This window comes from Corynebacterium sp. p3-SID1194 (assembly GCF_025144155.1).
Lineage (GTDB): Bacteria > Actinomycetota > Actinomycetes > Mycobacteriales > Mycobacteriaceae > Corynebacterium.
Genome location: NZ_JALXWY010000001.1, coordinates 110,551 through 129,275 on the forward strand (window position 1 = coordinate 110,551; position 18,725 = coordinate 129,275).

General features: G+C 62.4%; 19 protein-coding genes. 15 read left to right on the forward strand and 4 right to left on the reverse strand.

Features of this window, described 5'->3' with window-relative positions; translation table 11 throughout:
• Positions 1-106: 106 nt before the first annotated feature.
• The 7 genes from efp (at position 107) to M3G19_RS00580 (ending at position 6,125) form a co-directional block, all read left to right on the forward strand.
• Positions 107-670: an elongation factor P gene (gene efp, locus M3G19_RS00550; RefSeq protein WP_259899836.1), complete on the forward strand. Its 564-nt coding sequence runs from the start codon at positions 107-109 to the stop codon at positions 668-670.
• Between the two features lie 149 nt (positions 671-819).
• Entirely contained in the window at positions 820-1,494 is a 675-nt protein-coding gene (nusB, locus tag M3G19_RS00555) for a transcription antitermination factor NusB (protein WP_259899837.1), read from the forward strand.
• 14 nt (positions 1,495-1,508) lie between these two features.
• The gene (locus tag M3G19_RS00560) at positions 1,509-2,357 is read left to right on the forward strand and encodes a PPK2 family polyphosphate kinase (RefSeq protein ID WP_259899839.1); all 849 of its coding nucleotides are present in this window, start codon (positions 1,509-1,511) and stop codon (positions 2,355-2,357) included.
• A 139-nt stretch (positions 2,358-2,496) separates the two neighbouring features.
• Positions 2,497-3,201 (forward strand): hypothetical protein, encoded by a 705-nt coding sequence (locus tag M3G19_RS00565; protein ID WP_259899840.1) that lies wholly within the window; start codon positions 2,497-2,499, stop codon positions 3,199-3,201.
• An 87-nt stretch (positions 3,202-3,288) separates the two neighbouring features.
• Complete coding sequence (locus tag M3G19_RS00570; protein ID WP_396121718.1) at positions 3,289-4,287, forward strand: substrate-binding domain-containing protein; 999 nt, start codon at positions 3,289-3,291, stop codon at positions 4,285-4,287.
• Entirely contained in the window at positions 4,284-5,363 is a 1,080-nt protein-coding gene (locus tag M3G19_RS00575; RefSeq protein WP_259899841.1) for an ABC transporter permease, read from the forward strand. Before M3G19_RS00570 ends, M3G19_RS00575 begins: the two co-directional genes overlap by 4 nt.
• Before the next feature lie 3 nt (positions 5,364-5,366).
• The gene (locus M3G19_RS00580; protein WP_259899844.1) at positions 5,367-6,125 is read left to right on the forward strand and encodes an ATP-binding cassette domain-containing protein; all 759 of its coding nucleotides are present in this window, start codon (positions 5,367-5,369) and stop codon (positions 6,123-6,125) included.
• A 5-nt stretch (positions 6,126-6,130) separates the two neighbouring features.
• Here M3G19_RS00580 and M3G19_RS00585 read toward each other — a convergent pair whose 3' ends face one another.
• The 4 genes from M3G19_RS00585 to M3G19_RS00600 form a co-directional block, all read right to left on the reverse strand.
• A complete protein-coding gene (locus M3G19_RS00585; protein ID WP_259899845.1) occupies positions 6,131-6,553 on the reverse strand; it encodes a hypothetical protein in 423 nt (140 codons plus the stop codon).
• A gap of 86 nt (positions 6,554-6,639) precedes the next feature.
• Positions 6,640-7,110, reverse strand: coding sequence for a hypothetical protein (locus tag M3G19_RS00590; protein ID WP_259899848.1), 471 nt, complete (start codon positions 7,108-7,110; stop codon positions 6,640-6,642).
• Position 7,111: 1 nt separating this feature from the next.
• Positions 7,112-7,609, reverse strand: coding sequence for a YbjN domain-containing protein (locus tag M3G19_RS00595; protein ID WP_259899849.1), 498 nt, complete (start codon positions 7,607-7,609; stop codon positions 7,112-7,114).
• 37 nt (positions 7,610-7,646) lie between these two features.
• Positions 7,647-9,047: a TIGR01777 family oxidoreductase gene (locus M3G19_RS00600; protein WP_259900220.1), complete on the reverse strand. Its 1,401-nt coding sequence runs from the start codon at positions 9,045-9,047 to the stop codon at positions 7,647-7,649.
• Positions 9,048-9,177: 130 nt separating this feature from the next.
• Between M3G19_RS00600 and pyrR the strand changes: the two genes are divergently transcribed.
• The 8 genes from pyrR (at position 9,178) to gmk (ending at position 18,721) form a co-directional block, all read left to right on the forward strand.
• The gene (gene pyrR / locus M3G19_RS00605; protein ID WP_259899856.1) at positions 9,178-9,732 is read left to right on the forward strand and encodes a bifunctional pyr operon transcriptional regulator/uracil phosphoribosyltransferase PyrR; all 555 of its coding nucleotides are present in this window, start codon (positions 9,178-9,180) and stop codon (positions 9,730-9,732) included.
• Entirely contained in the window at positions 9,729-10,691 is a 963-nt protein-coding gene (locus M3G19_RS00610; protein WP_259899857.1) for an aspartate carbamoyltransferase catalytic subunit, read from the forward strand. The genes pyrR and M3G19_RS00610 overlap by 4 nt, the downstream gene beginning before the upstream one ends.
• Complete coding sequence (locus tag M3G19_RS00615; RefSeq protein ID WP_396121719.1) at positions 10,669-12,024, forward strand: dihydroorotase; 1,356 nt, start codon at positions 10,669-10,671, stop codon at positions 12,022-12,024. The genes M3G19_RS00610 and M3G19_RS00615 overlap by 23 nt, the downstream gene beginning before the upstream one ends.
• Before the next feature lie 78 nt (positions 12,025-12,102).
• Complete coding sequence (gene carA, locus M3G19_RS00620) at positions 12,103-13,323, forward strand: glutamine-hydrolyzing carbamoyl-phosphate synthase small subunit (RefSeq protein WP_259899865.1); 1,221 nt, start codon at positions 12,103-12,105, stop codon at positions 13,321-13,323.
• 15 nt (positions 13,324-13,338) lie between these two features.
• On the forward strand, positions 13,339-16,701 hold the full coding sequence (gene carB / locus M3G19_RS00625) for a carbamoyl-phosphate synthase large subunit (RefSeq protein ID WP_259899868.1): 3,363 nt from the start codon (positions 13,339-13,341) through the stop codon (positions 16,699-16,701).
• 3 nt (positions 16,702-16,704) lie between these two features.
• Positions 16,705-17,583, forward strand: a complete 879-nt coding sequence (gene pyrF / locus M3G19_RS00630; RefSeq protein WP_259899869.1) for an orotidine-5'-phosphate decarboxylase — start codon at positions 16,705-16,707, stop codon at positions 17,581-17,583.
• A 223-nt stretch (positions 17,584-17,806) separates the two neighbouring features.
• Positions 17,807-18,127, forward strand: a complete 321-nt coding sequence (gene mihF, locus M3G19_RS00635) for an integration host factor, actinobacterial type (RefSeq protein WP_210573428.1) — start codon at positions 17,807-17,809, stop codon at positions 18,125-18,127.
• A 3-nt stretch (positions 18,128-18,130) separates the two neighbouring features.
• Complete coding sequence (gmk, locus tag M3G19_RS00640; RefSeq protein WP_210573426.1) at positions 18,131-18,721, forward strand: guanylate kinase; 591 nt, start codon at positions 18,131-18,133, stop codon at positions 18,719-18,721.
• The last annotated feature ends 4 nt before the right edge of the window (positions 18,722-18,725 follow it).

Genomic DNA, 18,725 nt, shown 5'->3' on the forward strand with positions numbered 1-18,725 from the left:
ACGACTGATTGTCAGTCAATCCGCCAGAGTTAGTGGTCGGCGGTTGGCGGTGGTGTAGCATAGCTGTGTTTGAATCACCCACCGAGCCGAATTAAGGGAGAATATCGTGGCAACGACCGCTGATTTCAAGAACGGCCTTGTGCTCAAGGTTGACGGCAAGCTGCAGCAGATCATCGAGTTCCAGCACGTCAAGCCGGGCAAGGGCCCCGCGTTCGTCCGCACGAAGCTCAAGGACGTCGTCTCCGGCAAGACCGTGGACAAGACCTGGAACGCCGGTGTGAAGGTTGAGACCGCGACGGTGGACCGCCGTGACATGACCTACCTGTACAACGACGGCACCAGCTACGTCGTCATGGACGACAAGACCTTCGAGCAGTTCGAACTCCCCGCTGACAAGTTCGGCGACGCCGCTAAGTTCCTCTTGGAGAACATGCGTGTTCAGGTTTCCTTCCACGACGGCGAGGCACTGTTCGCCGAGCTGCCGATCTCCGTGGACCTGAAGGTCGAGCACACTGATCCGGGCCTGCAGGGCGACCGTTCCTCCGGCGGCACCAAGCCGGCGACCCTGGAGACCGGTGCTGAGATCCAGGTCCCGCTGTTCATCGAGACCGGCAACGTGCTCAAGGTGGATACCCGCACTGGGGAGTACCTCTCCCGCGTGAGCAACTAAACGACCTATACACTAAACGACCTATGCAAGGCCTTGTGTCTTGACGGGAGCGGTCCCCAACTGCTCCGATTCTGGTGGACTCAGCCCCGAGTCCACCTCATTTTTCACTTCACCTGATCGTCCCTGCCCCTGATTCTTCTTTTGCGAACATGCCTGATTACAAACGTCATGGTGCGCGTTACCGTGCACGCCGCCGCGCAGTAGACATCCTTTTCGAAGCGGAGACCCGCGACCTCGACCCGGTCGCCATCGTCGAGGAACGTGCCGCACTGGCACAGGACCCCGTGAACGCTGTCGCACCCATCGCGGTTTACACGCGAGAGATCATCGCCGGCGCGGCGGAGAACCTCGACGAGATCGACGACTATATCGAGCGATTCCTGTCGGAGGATTGGGAGCTGCACCGCATCCCAGCGGTCGACCGCGCTATCTTGCGCGTGGGAACCTGGGAGATCCTGTACAACGACGAGGTCGCCCCGCCGATCTCCATCGCCAACGCCATGGAGATGTCCACCGAGTACGCCGGCGACAACGCCTCGCCGTATATCCACGCCGTCCTCGACGACATCATCCAGGCCAATGCCGCCGATGCCCCCGACATCGTGAACGGGGAAGACAGCGGTGTCGACGACGACACCGATACTGACACCGGCACCGGCACTGACAGCGATGTCGTGCTGACCGATACTCAGTCTGAAACACCCGGTGGTGTCGTCGCGCCTGATGTGACCGAGGAAACGGAGCTGAATTCCGCAACTGCTGTAGCCGAGCTCGTCCCGGAGCCGGAAGCGCCCGAGACAACCACCCCGTCTGCCGATAAGTAGGAGTACACCGAGCCATGGCGAAGGTATCGATCAAGGAAGCTGAGGCGCTCCGCGTCGATGAAGATTTCGTGCTCGCGGATGTGGACCCGGACTCCACGCCTGGGGTGAAAAAGAGCAATGTCGACGAGGCATTTGAAAAATACGACGAAGAGGTCGCCGATCTCCAGGAGTGCTTGTACGCCAATGCCCGCGCCGGCGTTGAGGGCACTGGATCTATTTTGCTTGTGCTCCAGGGGATGGATACTTCCGGAAAAGGCGGGATCATCCGAAAAGTCGTGGGCGATGTGCTCGACCCGCAGGGCGTGCAGATCACGGCCTTCGGTAAACCCACCGAGGAAGAGAAGAAGCACGACTTCCTGTGGCGGATCGCACCGCACCTGCCTGAGCCGGGCATGGTGAGTGTGTTCGACCGTTCCCACTACGAAGATGTGCTGGTGCAGCGCGTCCGCGAACTGGCACCGCCGGAAGAGATCGAGCGCCGCTACGGCGCGATTGTGGATTTCGAGGCTGAAGCAGCAGCGAAGGGCACCAAGATCATCAAGGTCATGCCGCATATCTCCAAGGAATTCCAGGGCGAGAACCTACGCGAGCGCATTGAGCGCGAGGACAAGCACTGGAAGTACAACCCGGGCGATATCGAAGACCGCATGCTGTGGGACGAGTTCCAGGAGGCTTACGAGATCGCGCTTAAGCGCACATCCACCGACGTCGCCCCGTGGTACTGCGTGCCTTCCGATGACAAGGACTATTGCCGCACCGTGGTCAAGACCCTGCTGCTGAAGGCACTGCGCGAGCTTGACCTGGAGTGGCCGGAGCCGGACTTCGACCCTGAGGTCGAGCTCAAGCGCCTCGAAGAGTCCTAAAAGCGGACACCACACCGGCGTCGCAGCCACGCTGCACAACGCTTTCATAAACTTCGCATCCCAGGTTGACCCGCGTGTGTAATCTTGCGAGCAAAACAGGCCCGTACGTTGAGCGAGCGAAGAGGGATGCATGCGAAGAGTGAACACGGCCGTACTAGCACTTGCGGCATCGTCGGCGTTGCTGGTGGGTTGCTCAAGCCACAACGGCGGCGCTACGAACGACAATGGTTCGACGGAAGCGACGGACAGTGGCCAAGAAAATGCCGCGCAAGACGAAGCGACCGTTTCCGCGACTTTGGAGCAGCCTGATCCTAAAGCGTGCGACAGAGAAGTGAGCATCAACGCACTCCAGGACAAAATGCCGGAGTTCTTCGCCCAGCTGCCGCATGACCCGAACTTCAGCAACGATATGGACGGAGGCTGGAATAAGTTCTATCAGGACGGCTCAGGTCAGTGGCAATATTCAGTCGGCGCCGCTTACCTCGAAGAGGGTGACGCGTACAGCGTGTGTCCGGACGACCCGAAGCAGGCGGCCGATGATTTCCGGACCTTCACCGCGGAGGACTATCAGCGACAGCAACGGGAGAACGGGGAAGAGGTCGTGTCGTTCGACAACCTCGAATTCACCGTCGAGGGACGCTATTTCGCGTGCGCGAAGAACCCGCCGGCGGATCTGCGCCAATTCTTCTGCACCACGAACATGGGCAACGCGATGGTGACAACCTACATGTTCCGCCATTCCAAGGGAGATGAGGCGGACATCGCCGACATGAAGGCGGCCATGGAAGAACTCACGCCGATCGTCGATGATGTGCCGATCGGGCCGGGCCTTTCCGATATCTAAGTTCGCGCATGCGGCGAGCAGTCTTCTGAATCGGTCAAGTCGCTCTGGAATGCGGGTTTCCTTCGCTGCGCGGGGCACACTGTATAGGTGTTAAAAATCGGAAGACTTTTCAAGGCAGCGACTATCGTCGCAGTTGTCGGACTGACTGCGGCGGGGTGCTCGGCCACCGGTGGGGCACCGCGCAACGACGGTTCTGACGGCACCGCCGGCGGGGTGGACACCCCGCGGTACGTCGTCGCGATGGTCACGCATGGCGCCCCCGGTGACACCTTCTGGGATCTTGTGCGCAAGGGCGCGGAGGACGCAGCCAAAAAAGACAATATCGAGCTGCGGTATTCCTCCGACCCGCAAGCGCCGAACCAGGCCAATCTCGTTCGCTCCGCAGTCGATTCCAATGTCGACGGTATTGCCGTGACCATGCCGAATGCCGAAGCCATCGGTCCCGCGGCACAGAACGCCGTCGACGCGGGAATCCCAACGGTTGGGCTGAATGCCGGTATGGACGATTACACAACCTACGGGCTCAGCGGTTTCTTCGGCCAGGACGAGACCATCGCCGGCACCAGGGCAGGCGAGAGGCTCAAAGAAGAAGGGAAGAAGAAGGTTCTCTGCGTCATTCACGAGCAGGGAAATTCTTCGCAGGAAGCGCGTTGTAACGGAGTGAAGCAGGGGCTTGACGACGGCGAGGTCGAGCACCTCTACGTCAACGGCCAAGACCTGACTTCGGTGCAAGCGACGATCAGCTCGAAGCTTAGCCAGGACTCCAGTTTCGACACCGTTTTCGGGCTGCAGGCCCCAGTGGCCATGCGTGCCACCGAATCGGTGAAGCAGTCGGGCGCGGAAGCCCAGGTGGTCACCTTCGACACCAACGCGGAGCTCGTCGACGCGATTGCCGACGGCCGAATCGCCTGGGCGGTGGACCAACAGCCGTACCTGCAGGGGTACCTGGCGGTGGATTCGCTGTGGGTGGCCAAGCGCAACGGCGGCACCTTCGGCGGCGGCCAACCAGTCTTCACCGGCCCCAGTTTCGTTGACGGCACGAACGTGGACAAGGTCGCTGAGGCGGCGAAGAAGGGGTTGCGATGAGCACAGTCGCACCGCAGCCGGACAAAGACGTGACAGCCCACGTCTCACCGCAGGACACGGCACCGGACGACCGACTCAGGACTCACACTGGCTTAGCGAAGCTGATCCGCCGTCCGGAGTTGGCCAGCTTGCTCGGTTTCCTGGTCATCCTCGCGCTGTTTCTCGCCGTCGCGCCCGCATTCCGTTCGTTCGAGGCGATAGCGACGATCCTTTACGCTAGCTCGACTCTCGGCATCGTGGCTCTCGCCGTCGGCCTACTCATGATCGGCGGCGAATTCGACCTGTCTTCCGGTGTCGCCGTCACCACCGCGGCACTCGCGGCGACGATGCTCAACTACAACCTGCACCTGAACTCGTGGGTGGGAGCGGGCCTTGCCCTGCTCATTTCTCTCGGCATCGGTGCGCTCAACGGCATTCTCGTCTCACGCACAGGCATCGACAGCTTCCTCATCACCCTGGCGGCCTTCCTCATGCTCCAAGGCCTCAACCTCGCGGTGACCAAACTGGTCACCGGTCAGGTGGCTACCCCTACGATCGCCGACATGGAGGGCTTCCCGTCGGCGCGCACATTCTTCGCCGGCAGTTTTCACATCGGGGATGTGCGCATTAGCGTCACGGTCGTCTGGTGGTTGCTGTTTGTCGCCATTGCCTCGTTCATTCTCTTCCGCACGAAATTCGGCAACTGGATCACAGCGGTCGGCGGCGATGAGGAAGCCGCGCGCGCCGTGGGCGTCCCTGTGCGCCGCGTCAAGGTCGCACTATTTATGACCGTCGGTTTCGCTGCCTGGTTCGTGGGTATGCACACGCTGTTCGCGTTCGATTCCATCCAGGCCGGCCAGGGCGTGGGCAACGAGTTCCTGTACATTATCGCGGCCGTCATCGGCGGTTGCGCGATGAAGGGCGGCCGCGGCACCGCCATCGGCACGATGATCGGCGCGCTCATCTTCGGAATGACGAACCAGGGCATCGTCTACGCCGGGTGGAATCCCGATTGGTTCAAATTCTTCCTCGGCGCGATGCTGCTTTTCGCAGTGTTCACCAACACGTCGTTCGCCAACATCACGAAGCGGAGGTAGCCCATGGCCATCATCGAATTGCGGGACATCACCAAGTCCTACGGCAGCTTTGATGCCCTCCGCGGAGTCGACCTCGACATCGAAGAAGGCGAGGTCACGTGCGTGCTCGGCGACAACGGAGCCGGAAAATCCACGCTCATCAAGATTCTTGCGGGTTTGCATGAACAGACGAGCGGAGAATTGCTTATCGACGGCTCACCCGCCAACTTTTCTTCACCCCGCGACGCGATTGATGCCGGTATCGCCACGGTCTACCAGACCCTCGCAGTCGTAGACGAGCTGAGCGTGTGGCGCAATTTCTTCTTGGGCCAGGAGCTCACCGGTGCTTTCGGAACGCTGAAGCAAGCTGAGATGCAGCGTATCTGTTCTGAGCAGCTACATGAGATGGGGATTGATATTCCCGACGTCGACGTGGAGATCGGCAATCTCTCCGGCGGTCAGCGCCAGGTGGTGGCCATCGCGCGCGCTGTCTACTTCGGTGCGCGCGTGGTGGTGCTCGACGAGCCGACCGCAGCATTGGGCGTGAAGCAATCGGGAGTGGTGCTCAAATTCATCGCCTCGGCACGCGACCGTGGTGTCGCCGTCGTCTTTGTCACCCACAACCCGCACCATGCGTACATGGTGGGCGACCATTTCGCGATCTTGAAGCTCGGCCGCCAAGAACTCAACGCCTCACGCGACGAGGTGACACTGGACGAGCTCACACGGGAAATGTCGGGCGGTGCTGAGCTAGAAGCTCTGAACCACGAACTGCGGAAATAATTCGGTTAGCGGATATAGCCCGGGCTTCCCGAGGGCTCGGGCGGTTCGAAGCTTGAATCCCCGCCCGGCGCGGTGGGCGTCGCCGCTGTCGACGTGGCCGTGACAGAAGACGACGTGGTGGTGCTTGACGTTTCTCCGCTTTCGGAGACCATGATGGCGAAAAAGACCCCGCCGACGATGACCAAGATGCTGATGATGCCGAGAACGATCGGGAGAAGCGCAGTGAAAATCACAAGGAACCCGGCGAGGCAACCGGTTTTCGACCTGTCGTTCTGTGGCATGGAGTGGTACGGCGACGGTTGAGCGAAGGGCTGGCCTGGTTGCGGCCCCTGCTGCGGTCCGCCGTGCTGATAGCCGTGCGGACCAGACCCGTAGTGCGAATAGCCGCCCGACTGCTGCGGGTACTGATGGCCGTGTGGGTTCGTCATCGCGGTGCTCCGTTGCTGGGTGTCTCTCCGGTGGGTGTCCTTTTGTGCCCCTATTATTCACCACAGTGGGGTGGGAGCGTTGTGAGTTAATCCTGGCTGTTTTCCGCAGCCAGGCTTGCCTGCGCCTCAGCAATCTGCTCGTGGAGAGCGGACATAGCGTTGTGTGCGCTGACTACACCGTTGACAGCGGTCTGAACGGCGGAGCGCAGCTGCGCATCAGTCATGCCAGCTGCGACGGACTGCTCGGCCTCGGTGCGCACGACGATATGCTCGGCGTGGTTGCCCACGATCGCACGTGCGCCGATCAGCGTCGAGTTCACCTCGTTGGCGGCCAAGTAGTAGGACGCGTCGGGGGAGTCGGCTGCGGTATCGGTCTCCGAGTCAGCGCGGACAATGAACACCGAGTCGAGCAGAACCGCCATGAGTTCGAGCTCCTCATGCGTGCCGTGGGCGGCGCGGCCGCTGGCGTCGGCGGAAAGCCCGATGCCGGACTGGGAGGCGGCGTCGACGATGCGGTCGATCGTGACTTGGCTGGGGGTCGTGTTCTGGTCGGTCATATTAGTTCTCCTCCCACGTCACAGCAGTCGGGAAAGATTGCGCGAGGTAGTCAAATGCCTGCATCGTCGAGTGGATCGACGTGACAACGAAGGCGCCAAGCTGGTTCGGAGACAGACCCTTGCTCACATCGAGGGTGCGCACACCGGTGATGGCGAGGGTGTTCTCTTCGCTCTGGAAGAAGCGCAACGTTGGGGTGAAGTGCGTCTGGTTGTACTCGTTGGTGGCGTGCAGCAGGGAAGGGACATCCTCGGGTGCGAATTCGCCGCGCCAGACGGACTCGAATACGAGCGTGCCGTCGTCGATGGTGAAGACCATGGCGGCGTTGATGAAACCGGTGCGCACGACCGGCTCTTCCAAGCGGTATTCGAGTTCTTCACCCTCGAGGACGGTGGCGATATCGGCCAGCGTGACGTCACGGACAACGTCGGCGTCGACGGCGGCGGAGTTGTCGCCAACAGCGTCTGGGTCCGTGACGGGATTGTCGTTCGGTGTTGTCATGGCACCCTAGGCTACATCTCTCATTCGCCCGCTGCGCCTAGCGCTTGGTGCTTAAGAAGTCTTCTTTAGCGCCTAAGAAGTCTTCCTTGCCGAGCTCGTGACGCAATGCGTCGATGAGGTGCGGGTAGCGGAAGTGGTGGTCGAGGCTTTTTAGCTTTGCTGGCTCGACGCGCTGGTCGGCCAACGCTAGTTCGCGCGCACCCTCGTCGCCGAGCAGGAGCTTCGGGCCGAATTCGGGAATGCCGATGAGCTCCGGTCGGTGGAGCAACGACGTCAGGGTCTTCGACAATTCCGCATTGGTCACCGGGTTCGGCGCCGTCGCGTTGACGGGGCCGGCGAGGGAATCGTCGATAAGCGCGCGGAAATAGATGTCCGTGAGGTCGTCGAGCGCGACCCACGACATCCAGAAATCGCCGTTGCCGAAGCGCGCGCTCAGCGCCGTTTGCGCGGAGAGCTTCAGCAGGGGCAGCAGCCCGCCCGCGCCGGACAGCGCGAGCCCGGTGCGGATATTCACGGTGCGGACGCCTGCGTTCTTCGCGTAAATGGTGGCGCGTTCCCATTCGTCCACGACATCAGCTAAGAATCCGTCACCGCGCGAATCGGATTCGGTGTGGACGCGGTCGCCGGCGTCAGTGCCGTAAAAGCCGATCGCCGAGGCACTGATGAATGTCCGCACTCCCGATTCAGCGGCCAGCTGAGCGAGCCGGCGCGTGGGGCCAATGCGTGAGGAGTAGATCTCCGCCTTGTGCTCATCGGTGAACCTGCCCATGATCGACTCGCCGGCCAGGTGCACGACGGCATCGACGCCGTCGAAAAGCATCGCGTCCGGGTCCTCCATGTCCCAGTGGCGCTGTTCGTGCGCGCCGTTGTGTCGCGGTGTGCCACGTACGAGCTGAATGACTTTGTGACCCGCGGTGGTCAGCTGCGCGGTAAGCGCCGTGCCGACCAGCCCGCGGGAACCAGTCATGGCAACGGTGAGTGTGCGGGGCTGGTTCGCATGGTCGGTCGTGCCCAGCTGGTTCATGCGTTTGAGGAACGCGATGTCTTCGGCGAGTTGGTGCTGGCGGTAGGCGAATGCGGGGGCGAGCACCATTTCCGGTGCTGTTGCGTGCACGGTGTCGGTGATGCGGGTTGTTCCGCCTACTTCTTCAAAACGGTGCTCATGGCGCCACTTGGTCAGCTGTTTGATCGGAGTGTTGGCGGCCTCGTCGACGAATTGTTCATGGTCGACGAAGCCCTGCGGCTGGTGGCGGGCGACCCATTTCTGGCCGGCGGGCAGGGAGAACACTGTGGTGCCATCTTTCAGGGAATCGGCCCCAGAGACGACTGTCATCGGCAAAAACGGCGGGGTCAAGCGGTGCACGGCGCCGGGCATGGTGTGCCAACGCCAGACGTCGGCAAGCGGTGCATCGATGGTGTGTGTTGCGGCGAGTGACAAAGCTGGTGACCTGTTCATTCGAAAAATGCGGGCGGTGGAGTGCTACTCTTGCAAACGTCTACCAAGCATAGGCAGGCTCTACTAGAAACATCCTTTAAATTCCGCACAGAGAGGCGGGGAAGGAGGTTCGATGAGTGCCACAGAGTTGCTTGACGCTAGTGACGTCTCGCGCACGATTGCACGCATCGCGCACCAGATTATCGAGAGAACTGCACTCGATTCCGACGGTGCTCCACCACTGATCATGTTGGGCATTCCCTCCGGCGGAGTGCCCTTGGCCCAGCGCATCGCAGCAGCGATCGAGGAATTTTCAGGGGTGAGCGTTCCCGTCGGCAGCCTCGATGTGACGCTCTACCGCGATGACCTCCGCGGCCGCCCGCACCGCGCCTTGGCCCCGACCGATATCCCGGGCAACATCAACGGAGCGACGATCGTTCTCGTCGACGACGTGCTGTTTTCCGGGCGAACCATCCGCGCCGCGCTCGATTCGCTCAGCGATATCGGCCGCCCGGAAGCGATCCAGCTCGCGGTCTTAGTCGACCGCGGCCACCGTGCGCTTCCGATCCGCGCGGATTATGTGGGCAAGAATATTCCGACGGCGATCACGGAGGACGTCCGCGTGACGCTCACTCCGCTCGATGACGCCGATGCCGTCCTCCTGGTCAAAGAGGAGGTCGAAGAATGAGGCACCTCATCAGCATCGCGGATCTGAGCCGGGAGGAGATCGTCGGCTTGATGGACGAAGCCGACCGTTTCCGCGAGGCGCTCGACGGCCGCGAGATGAAGAAGCTGCCCACTCTGCGCGGCAGGACCGTCTTCACGCTGTTCTACGAGAACTCCACCCGCACGCGCTCCTCTTTCGAGACCGCGGGCAAGTGGATGAGCGCGGACGTGATCAACGTGTCGGCATCGAACTCATCCGTGAAGAAGGGCGAGTCGCTCAAGGACACAGCGAATACGCTGCGCTCCGTGGGCGCGGACGCGATCATCATGCGACACCCGTCCTCCGGCGCGCCGAACTTGCTGCGTGAGTGGGTGCCCGGCGCTTCCATCATCAACGCGGGCGACGGTTCGCACCAGCACCCAACGCAAGCGCTTCTCGACGCTGTGACGATGCGCCAGCACATCGGCGATGTTGCCGGAAAGAAGGTGCTCATCGTCGGCGATATCCTGCACTCCCGCGTGGCCCGCTCCAACGTGGATTTGCTCCACGCACTCGGTGCGGACGTCGTGCTCGTCGCTCCGCCGACACTGCTGCCGACTGGTGCCGAGCACTGGCCGTGCTCGGTCGAATACGACTTCGATGCGGCTTTGGCAGACGCGCGTAGTGAAAAATCCGCGCCGATAGCAGCAGTGATGATGCTGCGTGTGCAGGCCGAGCGCATGAACGGCGGGTTCTTCCCGTCGCACCGCGAGTACGCGACGCTCTACGGGCTGAGCAGGGACCGAGCGGACATGCTCGGCGACGACACGTTGATCATGCACCCGGGCCCGATGTTGCGCGGCATGGAAATCAACTTCGATGTCGCTGACCGCGATAACACCGTGGTGCTCGACCAGGTCACCAACGGTGTGTACACGCGCATGGCGGTCTTGTTTACCCTGCTGGCGAGCGGCGAAGATGCGCTGGAAGGAAAGGAGTAGGGAAGTGACGACACTCGCATTGAATAATGTCCGCCCCTACGGCGAAGACGAAACCAACATTCTCATCGACGTCGCCGACGGCGTGATCGACTCGATCGGCGAGAACCCCTTCGACGATGCCGACGAAGTCATGGATTGCGGCGGCAAGGTGTTGCTCCCCGGCCTCGTTGACATGCATGTCCACCTGCGCGAGCCCGGACGCGAAGACACCGAGACCATCGCCACCGGTTCCAATGCCGCGGCCAAGGGCGGGTTCACCGCAGTATTCACAATGGCGAATACCCAGCCGGTGATCGACCAGCCTTTCCTCGCCGACGCTGTGTGGGATAAAGGCCAGACCTACGGCAAGTGCGATGTCTACCCGGTCGGCTCCATCACCAAGGGGCTAAAAGGCGAATCGCTCACCGAGATCGGCCTGATGTCCCGCGGGCACGTCACAATGTTCTCCGACGACGGCAAGTGCGTGAACGATCCACAGCTGATGCGCCGCGCCATCGAGTACGCGAAGGCCTACGACGTGGTGCTGGCACAGCATGCTGAAGACCACCGCATGACCGACGGCTCCGTCGCCCACGAGGGCGAGAACGCCGCACGACTCGGCCTGCGCGGCTGGCCCCGTGTCGCCGAAGAATCCGTCGTGGCGCGCGACCTCATCATGACCCGTGATTATGGCGGGCGCTACCACCTCTGCCACGCATCCACCGAGGGCACCGTCTCCCTATTGCGCTGGGCGAAAGAGCAGGGCATCGACGTCTCCGCCGAAGTGACCCCGCATCATCTTCTGCTCACCGACGCGAAGCTGGAGAGCTACGACGGTGTCTACCGCGTCAACCCGCCGTTGCGTGAGGACCGCGACACGATCGCTCTGCGCGACGCGCTGCTCGACGGCACCATCGACGTCGTCGCCACCGACCACGCCCCGCACGGCTCCGAAGACAAGTGCGTGGAATTCGAAAACGCCAAGCCCGGCATGATCGGCCTGGAAACCTCACTCGCGATCATCGCCAAGGTCTTCGTCGAGTCCGGCTTGGCCGACTGGCGCTTCGTGGCCAAAGTCATGAGCGAGCGCCCAGCGGAGATTCTCCGTCTCGCGGACCAAGGCCGTCCGATCGAGGTGGGTGAGCCCGCCAACCTCACCCTTGTCGACCCAGACGCCGGGTGGACCGCGCTCGGCGACGAGATGGCGTCGAAGTCCCGCAACACCCCCTACGAGGGCGCGGAATTCGCGGCGCGCGTGGTGGGCACCTGGCTCCGCGGTGAACAGACCTTCCACCTCGCCGAGGCTGGAAGCGGAGCCGACAGCAACACCGACAAAAACACAGACACAGACTGACCAGCACGAGCGCCGCTCCCGCATGGGGGAGGGGCGCAGAAGCAGCGTGAATAGAGCGAAACGAAGAAGGAAACACACATGAGCACTGAACGCATCCCCGCCGTGCTGGTACTGGCCGACGGCACCACGTTCTCCGGCTTCGCCTTCGGCGCAGCCGGCGCCGACACCGAGCCTGTGTTCGGCGAGGCCGTTTTCACCACTGCCATGACCGGCTACCAGGAGACGATGACGGACCCGTCCTACCACCGCCAAATCGTGGTTGCTACGGCCCCGCAGATCGGGAACACCGGGTGGAACGACGAGGACAACGAGTCCCATGACAACCGCATCTGGGTTGCCGGACTGGTGATCCGCGACTTGTCCAAGCGGGTCAGCAACTGGCGCGCTGAGCGCAGTCTCGAGGACGAGATGAGCAGCCAGGGCATCGTGGGCATCCACGGTGTGGACACCCGCTCGCTCGTGCGCCACCTGCGCAACTACGGCTCCATCGCAGCCGGCATCTTCACAGGCGAGCAGGCGCGCGGCGACGTCGACAAGCTTGTTGTCCTCGTCAAGGAGCAGCCCGCGATGTCGGGCGCGGACCTCTCCGCGGACGTGTCCACCGACGAGCCCTACGTGATCGAGGCGAAGGGGGACAAGCGCTACACCGTCGTCGCTTACGACATGGGCATTAAAACGGCCACGCCGGGGCATTTCTCCCAACGGGGTATCGAGACAATCGTTGTCCCGGCCGGCACGCCGTACGCGGAGGTCAAGAAGCACAACCCCGACGGCGTGTTCATCTCTAACGGTCCCGGCGACCCGGCGACCGCCGACGACATGGTGGCGATCACCCGCGATATCATCGCCGACGGCACGCCGCTGTTCGGTATCTGCTTCGGCAACCAGATCTTGGGCCGCGCGCTCGGACTGGACACCTACAAGCTGAAGTTCGGCCACCGCGGTGTGAATGTCCCAGTGAAGAACCACACCAGCGGGAAAATCGACATCACCTCCCAGAACCACGGCTTCGCAGTGAAGGCACCGGAAGGCTTCACCTCCGAGAAGATCGCGGCAGGAACGACATTCGACACCGATTTCGGTCCGGCGGTGATCACGCACACCTGCCTCAACGACGGTGTCGTCGAGGGCGTGGCACTCGAGTCCGGCATGGCGTACTCCGTGCAGTACCACCCGGAATCCGCCGCCGGCCCGCACGACGCGAACCCGCTCTTCGACCAGTTTGTGGAGCTCATGGACGGCTACAAGGTGAAGAAGAACGGGACCGGCGCCCCAACCACGGCCACCGAGCAGAACTAACCAGGAAGGGAACTAATGAAACGCGACGACATCAACCACGTCCTGGTCATCGGCTCTGGTCCGATCGTGATCGGCCAGGCCTGCGAGTTCGACTACTCGGGCACCCAGGCGTGCCGTGTGCTCAAGGAGGAAGGCCTCCGCGTCACTTTGATCAACTCCAACCCGGCGACGATTATGACCGACCCGGAATTCGCCGACCACACCTACGTCGAGCCGATCCAGCCGGAATACATCGACCGCATTCTCGCCCGTGAGGCAGAACAGGGCCACAGGGTCGACGCCATTCTGGCCACCCTCGGCGGGCAGACCGCTCTGAACGCCGCGATCCAGCTCGACCGGCAAGGCATTCTGGCCAAGCACGGTGTCGAGCTCATCGGCGCGAATATCGACGCGATCGAGCGCGGCGAGGACCGCCAGAAATTCAAGGACATCGTGGCTAAGATCGGCGGCGATTCCGCGCGCTCTCGCGTGTGCTTCAACATGGACGAAGTGAAGGAGACCGTAGCAGAGCTCGGACTGCCTGTCGTGGTCCGACCGTCCTTCACCATGGGCGGCCTCGGCTCCGGCCTCGCCTTCACCATGGAGGATTTGGAGCGCATCGCCGGCGACGGCTTGGACGCTAGCCCGGAGGCGAACGTCCTCATCGAGGAGTCCATCCTCGGCTGGAAAGAATTCGAGCTCGAGCTCATGCGCGACGGCGACGACAACGTTGTCGTGATCGCCTCTATCGAGAACGTCGACGCTCTCGGCGTCCATACGGGCGACTCCGTCACGGTGGCCCCCGCGTTGACGCTGACTGACCGCGAGTTTCAAACCATGCGCGACCAGGGCATCGCGATTATCCGCGAGGTGGGCGTGGACACCGGCGGCTGCAATATCCAGTTTGCGGTGAACCCCGTCGACGGCCGCATTATCACTATCGAGATGAACCCGCGCGTGTCGCGCTCTTCTGCGCTCGCTTCTAAGGCCACCGGCTTCCCGATCGCAAAGATCGCCTCGAAACTCGCCATCGGATACACCCTCGACGAGATCACCAACGACATCACCGGCGTGACGCCGGCCGCGTTCGAGCCGACGCTCGACTACGTGATCGTGAAAATGCCGCGCTTCGCCTTCGAGAAATTCCCGGGTGCGGACGAGACCTTGGGCACCTCCATGAAGGCAGTGGGCGAGGCAATGGGCATCGGCCGCAACTACATTCAGGGCCTGAACAAGGTCATGCGTTCGATGGAGGACAAGCCGAGCGGTTTCTGGACGAAGCCGGACGCGTACTTCGCGGAGGGCCGCGAGAACGACCTCGCCGCCGTCCTCGACGACCTGAAGCGCCCGACGGATAAGCGCATGTACGACGTCGAGCTCGCGCTTCGTCTCGGCGGCACCATCGAGCAGGTCTACGAGGCCAGTGGCATCGATCCGTGGTTCCTCGCCGAGCTCGAGGCACTCATCGATTTTCGCGGGCAGCTTATCGACGCCCCTGTTCTCAATGCCGACCTGCTGCGCGAGGCCAAGGTGTACGGGCTTTCCGACGCCCAGATCGCCGCGCTCCGTCCGGAGCTCGCCGGCGAAGACGGTGTGCGCTCTCTGCGCTGGTCCCTGGGCATCCACCCAGTGTACAAGACGGTGGACACCTGCGCCGGCGAATTCGAGGCGCAGACGCCGTACCACTACTCGGCCTACGAGTACGATCCGAACGCTGAGTCCGAGGTGGGGGCCGTGGGCACCGCGCAGGGCGGGGCAGCCAAGGAAAAGGTCATCATCCTGGGCTCCGGCCCGAACCGCATCGGGCAGGGGATTGAGTTCGACTACTCCTGCGTTCACGCGGCGCTCGAGCTCTCCCGCGTGGGTTACGAAACGGTCATGGTCAACTGCAACCCGGAGACCGTCTCCACAGACTATGACACCGCCGACCGGCTGTACTTCGAGCCGTTGACGTTCGAGGATGTCATGGAGATCTACCGTGCCGAGGCGGCGACGGGCACCGTCGCCGGAGTCATCGTCCAGCTTGGTGGCCAGACTCCGCTGGGCCTGGCGCAAAAGCTTGCCGACGCAGGTGTTCCCGTCGTGGGCACCACCCCGCAGGCCATCGACATGGCGGAGGATCGTGGCGAATTCGGCAAGGTACTTGAAGAAGCTAAGCTGCCTGCCCCGGCCTACGGCACCGCGACCTCCTTCGATGGGGCCCGCGAGGTCGCCGACCGCATCGGCTACCCGGTCCTGGTCCGCCCCTCCTACGTGCTCGGCGGCCGTGGCATGGAAATCGTCTACGACGAGGAGAACCTTCGCGACTACATCGATCGCGCAACCGAGCTGACCCCGGACCACCCGGTGCTCGTCGATCGCTTCCTGGACAACGCGATCGAGATCGACGTCGACGTGCTGTCGGACGGCAAGGATGTCTACCTTGGCGGCGTGATGGAGCACATCGAGGAGGCTGGCATCCACTCCGGTGACTCTGCTTGTGCTCTGCCGCCGATGACTCTGGGACCGGACGACATCAATAAGGTGCGCCGCTCCGCCGAGGCTTTGGCTCATGGCATCGGGGTCAAAGGTCTGATGAATGTCCAGTTCGCGCTGAAAGACGACATCCTCTACGTCATCGAGGCCAATCCGCGCGCTTCCCGCACTGTGCCGTTCGTGTCCAAGGCGACCGGCGTGCACCTGGCCAAGGCTGCGTCCCGCATCATGATGGGCTCCACCATCGCGCAGTTGCAGTCCGAGGGGCTGCTGCCGACTGATTATGACGGTGGATCGTTACCGCTGGAGCACCCGATCGCGGTGAAGGAGGCGGTCCTCCCGTTCACTCGCTTCCGTCGGCCAGACGGTGCGGTGCTGGACACTATTCTCGGGCCCGAGATGAAGTCCACCGGCGAGGTCATGGGCCTGGCCCCGTCCTTTGGAGTCGCCTTTACGAAAGCGGAAGCAGCTGCGTTCGGCGAACTGCCGACTGAGGGCACTGTGTTCGTCTCCCTGGCCAACCGTGACAAGCGCACCCTGATCTTCCCGATCCAGCGCCTGTACACGATGGGCTTCAATGTGCTGGCGACGGAAGGTACTGCCCAGATGCTGCGTCGAAACGGCATTGAGTGCGAAGTCGCGTTGAAGGCTTCCGAGGTGCGCGACGGCGTTGAGGGCAAGTCCATCGTCGACCGAATCCTGGAAGGCGAAGTGGACTTGGTTCTGAACACGCCGGCTGGATCCGCGGGTGCCCGGCACGACGGCTACGACATCCGTGCGGCGGCCGTTGTCTCTAGCGTGCCGATGATGACGACGGTCCAGGGTGTCACCGCGGCAGTCCAAGGCATCGAGTCTTTGCGAGCCAACGAGATCACGGTGACCAGCCTGCAGGAACTCGAGCACGCAGCACCGGTGGAGCACTAAATAATGGGCCACGACGATAAGCAGAGCGCCCCGCGTAATTTCGGTAATCGCCTCGTCGAGGCAGGGGAGCGGTACGGCCGCTTGTGCGTCGGCATCGATCCCCATGAGGCACTCCTCGACGCTTGGGGGTTGAGCCCGAATGTCAACGGTCTGCGGGAGTTCTCCCTGCGCTGCGTGGAGGCCTTTGCCGGCCACGTCGCGCTGATCAAGCCGCAGGTCGCCTTCTACGAGCGCTTCGGTTCTGCAGGTTTCGCCGTCCTCGAGGAGACGCTGTCCCAATTGCGGGAGAGCGACTCCCTCGTCGTGGCCGACGCCAAGCGTGGTGATATCGGCTCCACGATGGAGGGCTACGCCTTGGCATGGCTCGACGACAATTCCCCACTGTGCTGTGATGCTGTAACGCTCACGCCGTACCTTGGGGTGGGATCGCTCGCGCCGGCCATTGAACTAGCTGGCCGGGAAGGACGCGGTGTGTTCGTCATGTCCGCCAACTCCAACCCGGAGGCAGAAGGCTTCCAGTCACAGACGCTCAGCGAAAGCGGTGTGTCCGTGGCGCAGCAGATGGTGGACGAATGCGCTGGATATAACGTCGATAAGCGTGCGCGAAACGGCGAGTCCGGCTCCGCGGACGGGCACGTGGCGCACGTCGGGCACGTCGGGGTTGTTGTGGGCGCGACGGTGAAGAACCCGCTGCGCCTCAACGCGCTCAATGCTCCGGTGCTCATGCCGGGTGTCGGTGCCCAGGGCGCGACGATGGAGGACGTTGCCCGGATTGCTGGCGACCAGGCTCACCTCGTCTTTCCGAATGTCTCCCGCTCAGTGTTGTCTTGTGGACCTGGTATCGCTGAGCTGCGCAAAGCTGCGAATTCGCTGGTAGTGTAGCGCTAAACCGACCCTCAAATTCGGTGGGATGAAAACTGCTGGTAGGTTATAGGCGTCGATGCGATGACGTGGCAAAACAAGACGTCACGCATCGTGTCTAGAACCGCTCAGTGGTACAGTTGTCCCACGTCGACGAGTTGCAACTGTGTAATTCTTTTGCGACAGTGTCGAATCGGTTCATAAGCTGGATCAGAACTTAACCCCTAACACATTGGAGGAACCAGTGGCCCTTCCCGAACTGACCCCGGAACAGCGCCAGGAAGCTCTCGCTAAGGCTGCGGAAGCACGCAAGCAGCGTGCTGAGCTGAAGGCATCCCTGAAGCGCGGCGACACGAACCTCAAGGAGGTTCTCGCAAAGGCTGAGTCTGATGAGATCATCGGCAAGACCAAGGTCTCGGCTCTCCTCGAGGCTCTGCCGAAGGTGGGCAAGGTCAAGGCACGTGAGATCATGGAGGAGCTCGAGATCGCTCAGACCCGTCGTCTGCGCGGCCTGGGTGACCGTCAGCGTCGCGCTCTGCTCGAGCGCTTCGGTTTCGGGGAATAATCGGTGACAAACGTGAATGGGAAGGGCCGGCTGGTTGTTTTGGCTGGCCCTTCCGCCGTTGGTAAGTCGACGGTGGTCGAGCGCCTCCGCAAGGAAGTGGAGGACCTGTACTTCTCCGTCTCTATGACCACGCGCGACCCGCGCCCGGGCGAAGTGGACGGCAAGGATTATTTCTTTGTGTCCCCGACGTCTTTCCAGGAGCGGATCGATGCGGGCGAGATGCTCGAGTGGGCTGACATTCACGGTGGCCTGCAGCGTTCCGGCACTCCCGCCGCACCCGTGCGGGAAGCCCTTGATGCCGGCCGTCCGGTCTTGGTCGAGGTCGACCTAGTCGGCGCCCGCAATATCAAGGAGATTATGCCGGAGGCCGTCACAGTCTTCCTCGCCCCGCCGTCCTGGGAGGTGCTCGTTGAGCGCCTCACTGGTCGCGCGACGGAAACCGAAGACGTGATCGCGCGTCGTCTCCAAACGGCACGTGCTGAGCTCGCCGCTCAGGACGAGTTCGATGATGTCATTGTCAACAACGATCTGGATGAGGCTGTGCAGGGGATCAGTGATATTCTCTTGTGCGTCCAGCGTCCAAACAACGAGTAGGTGT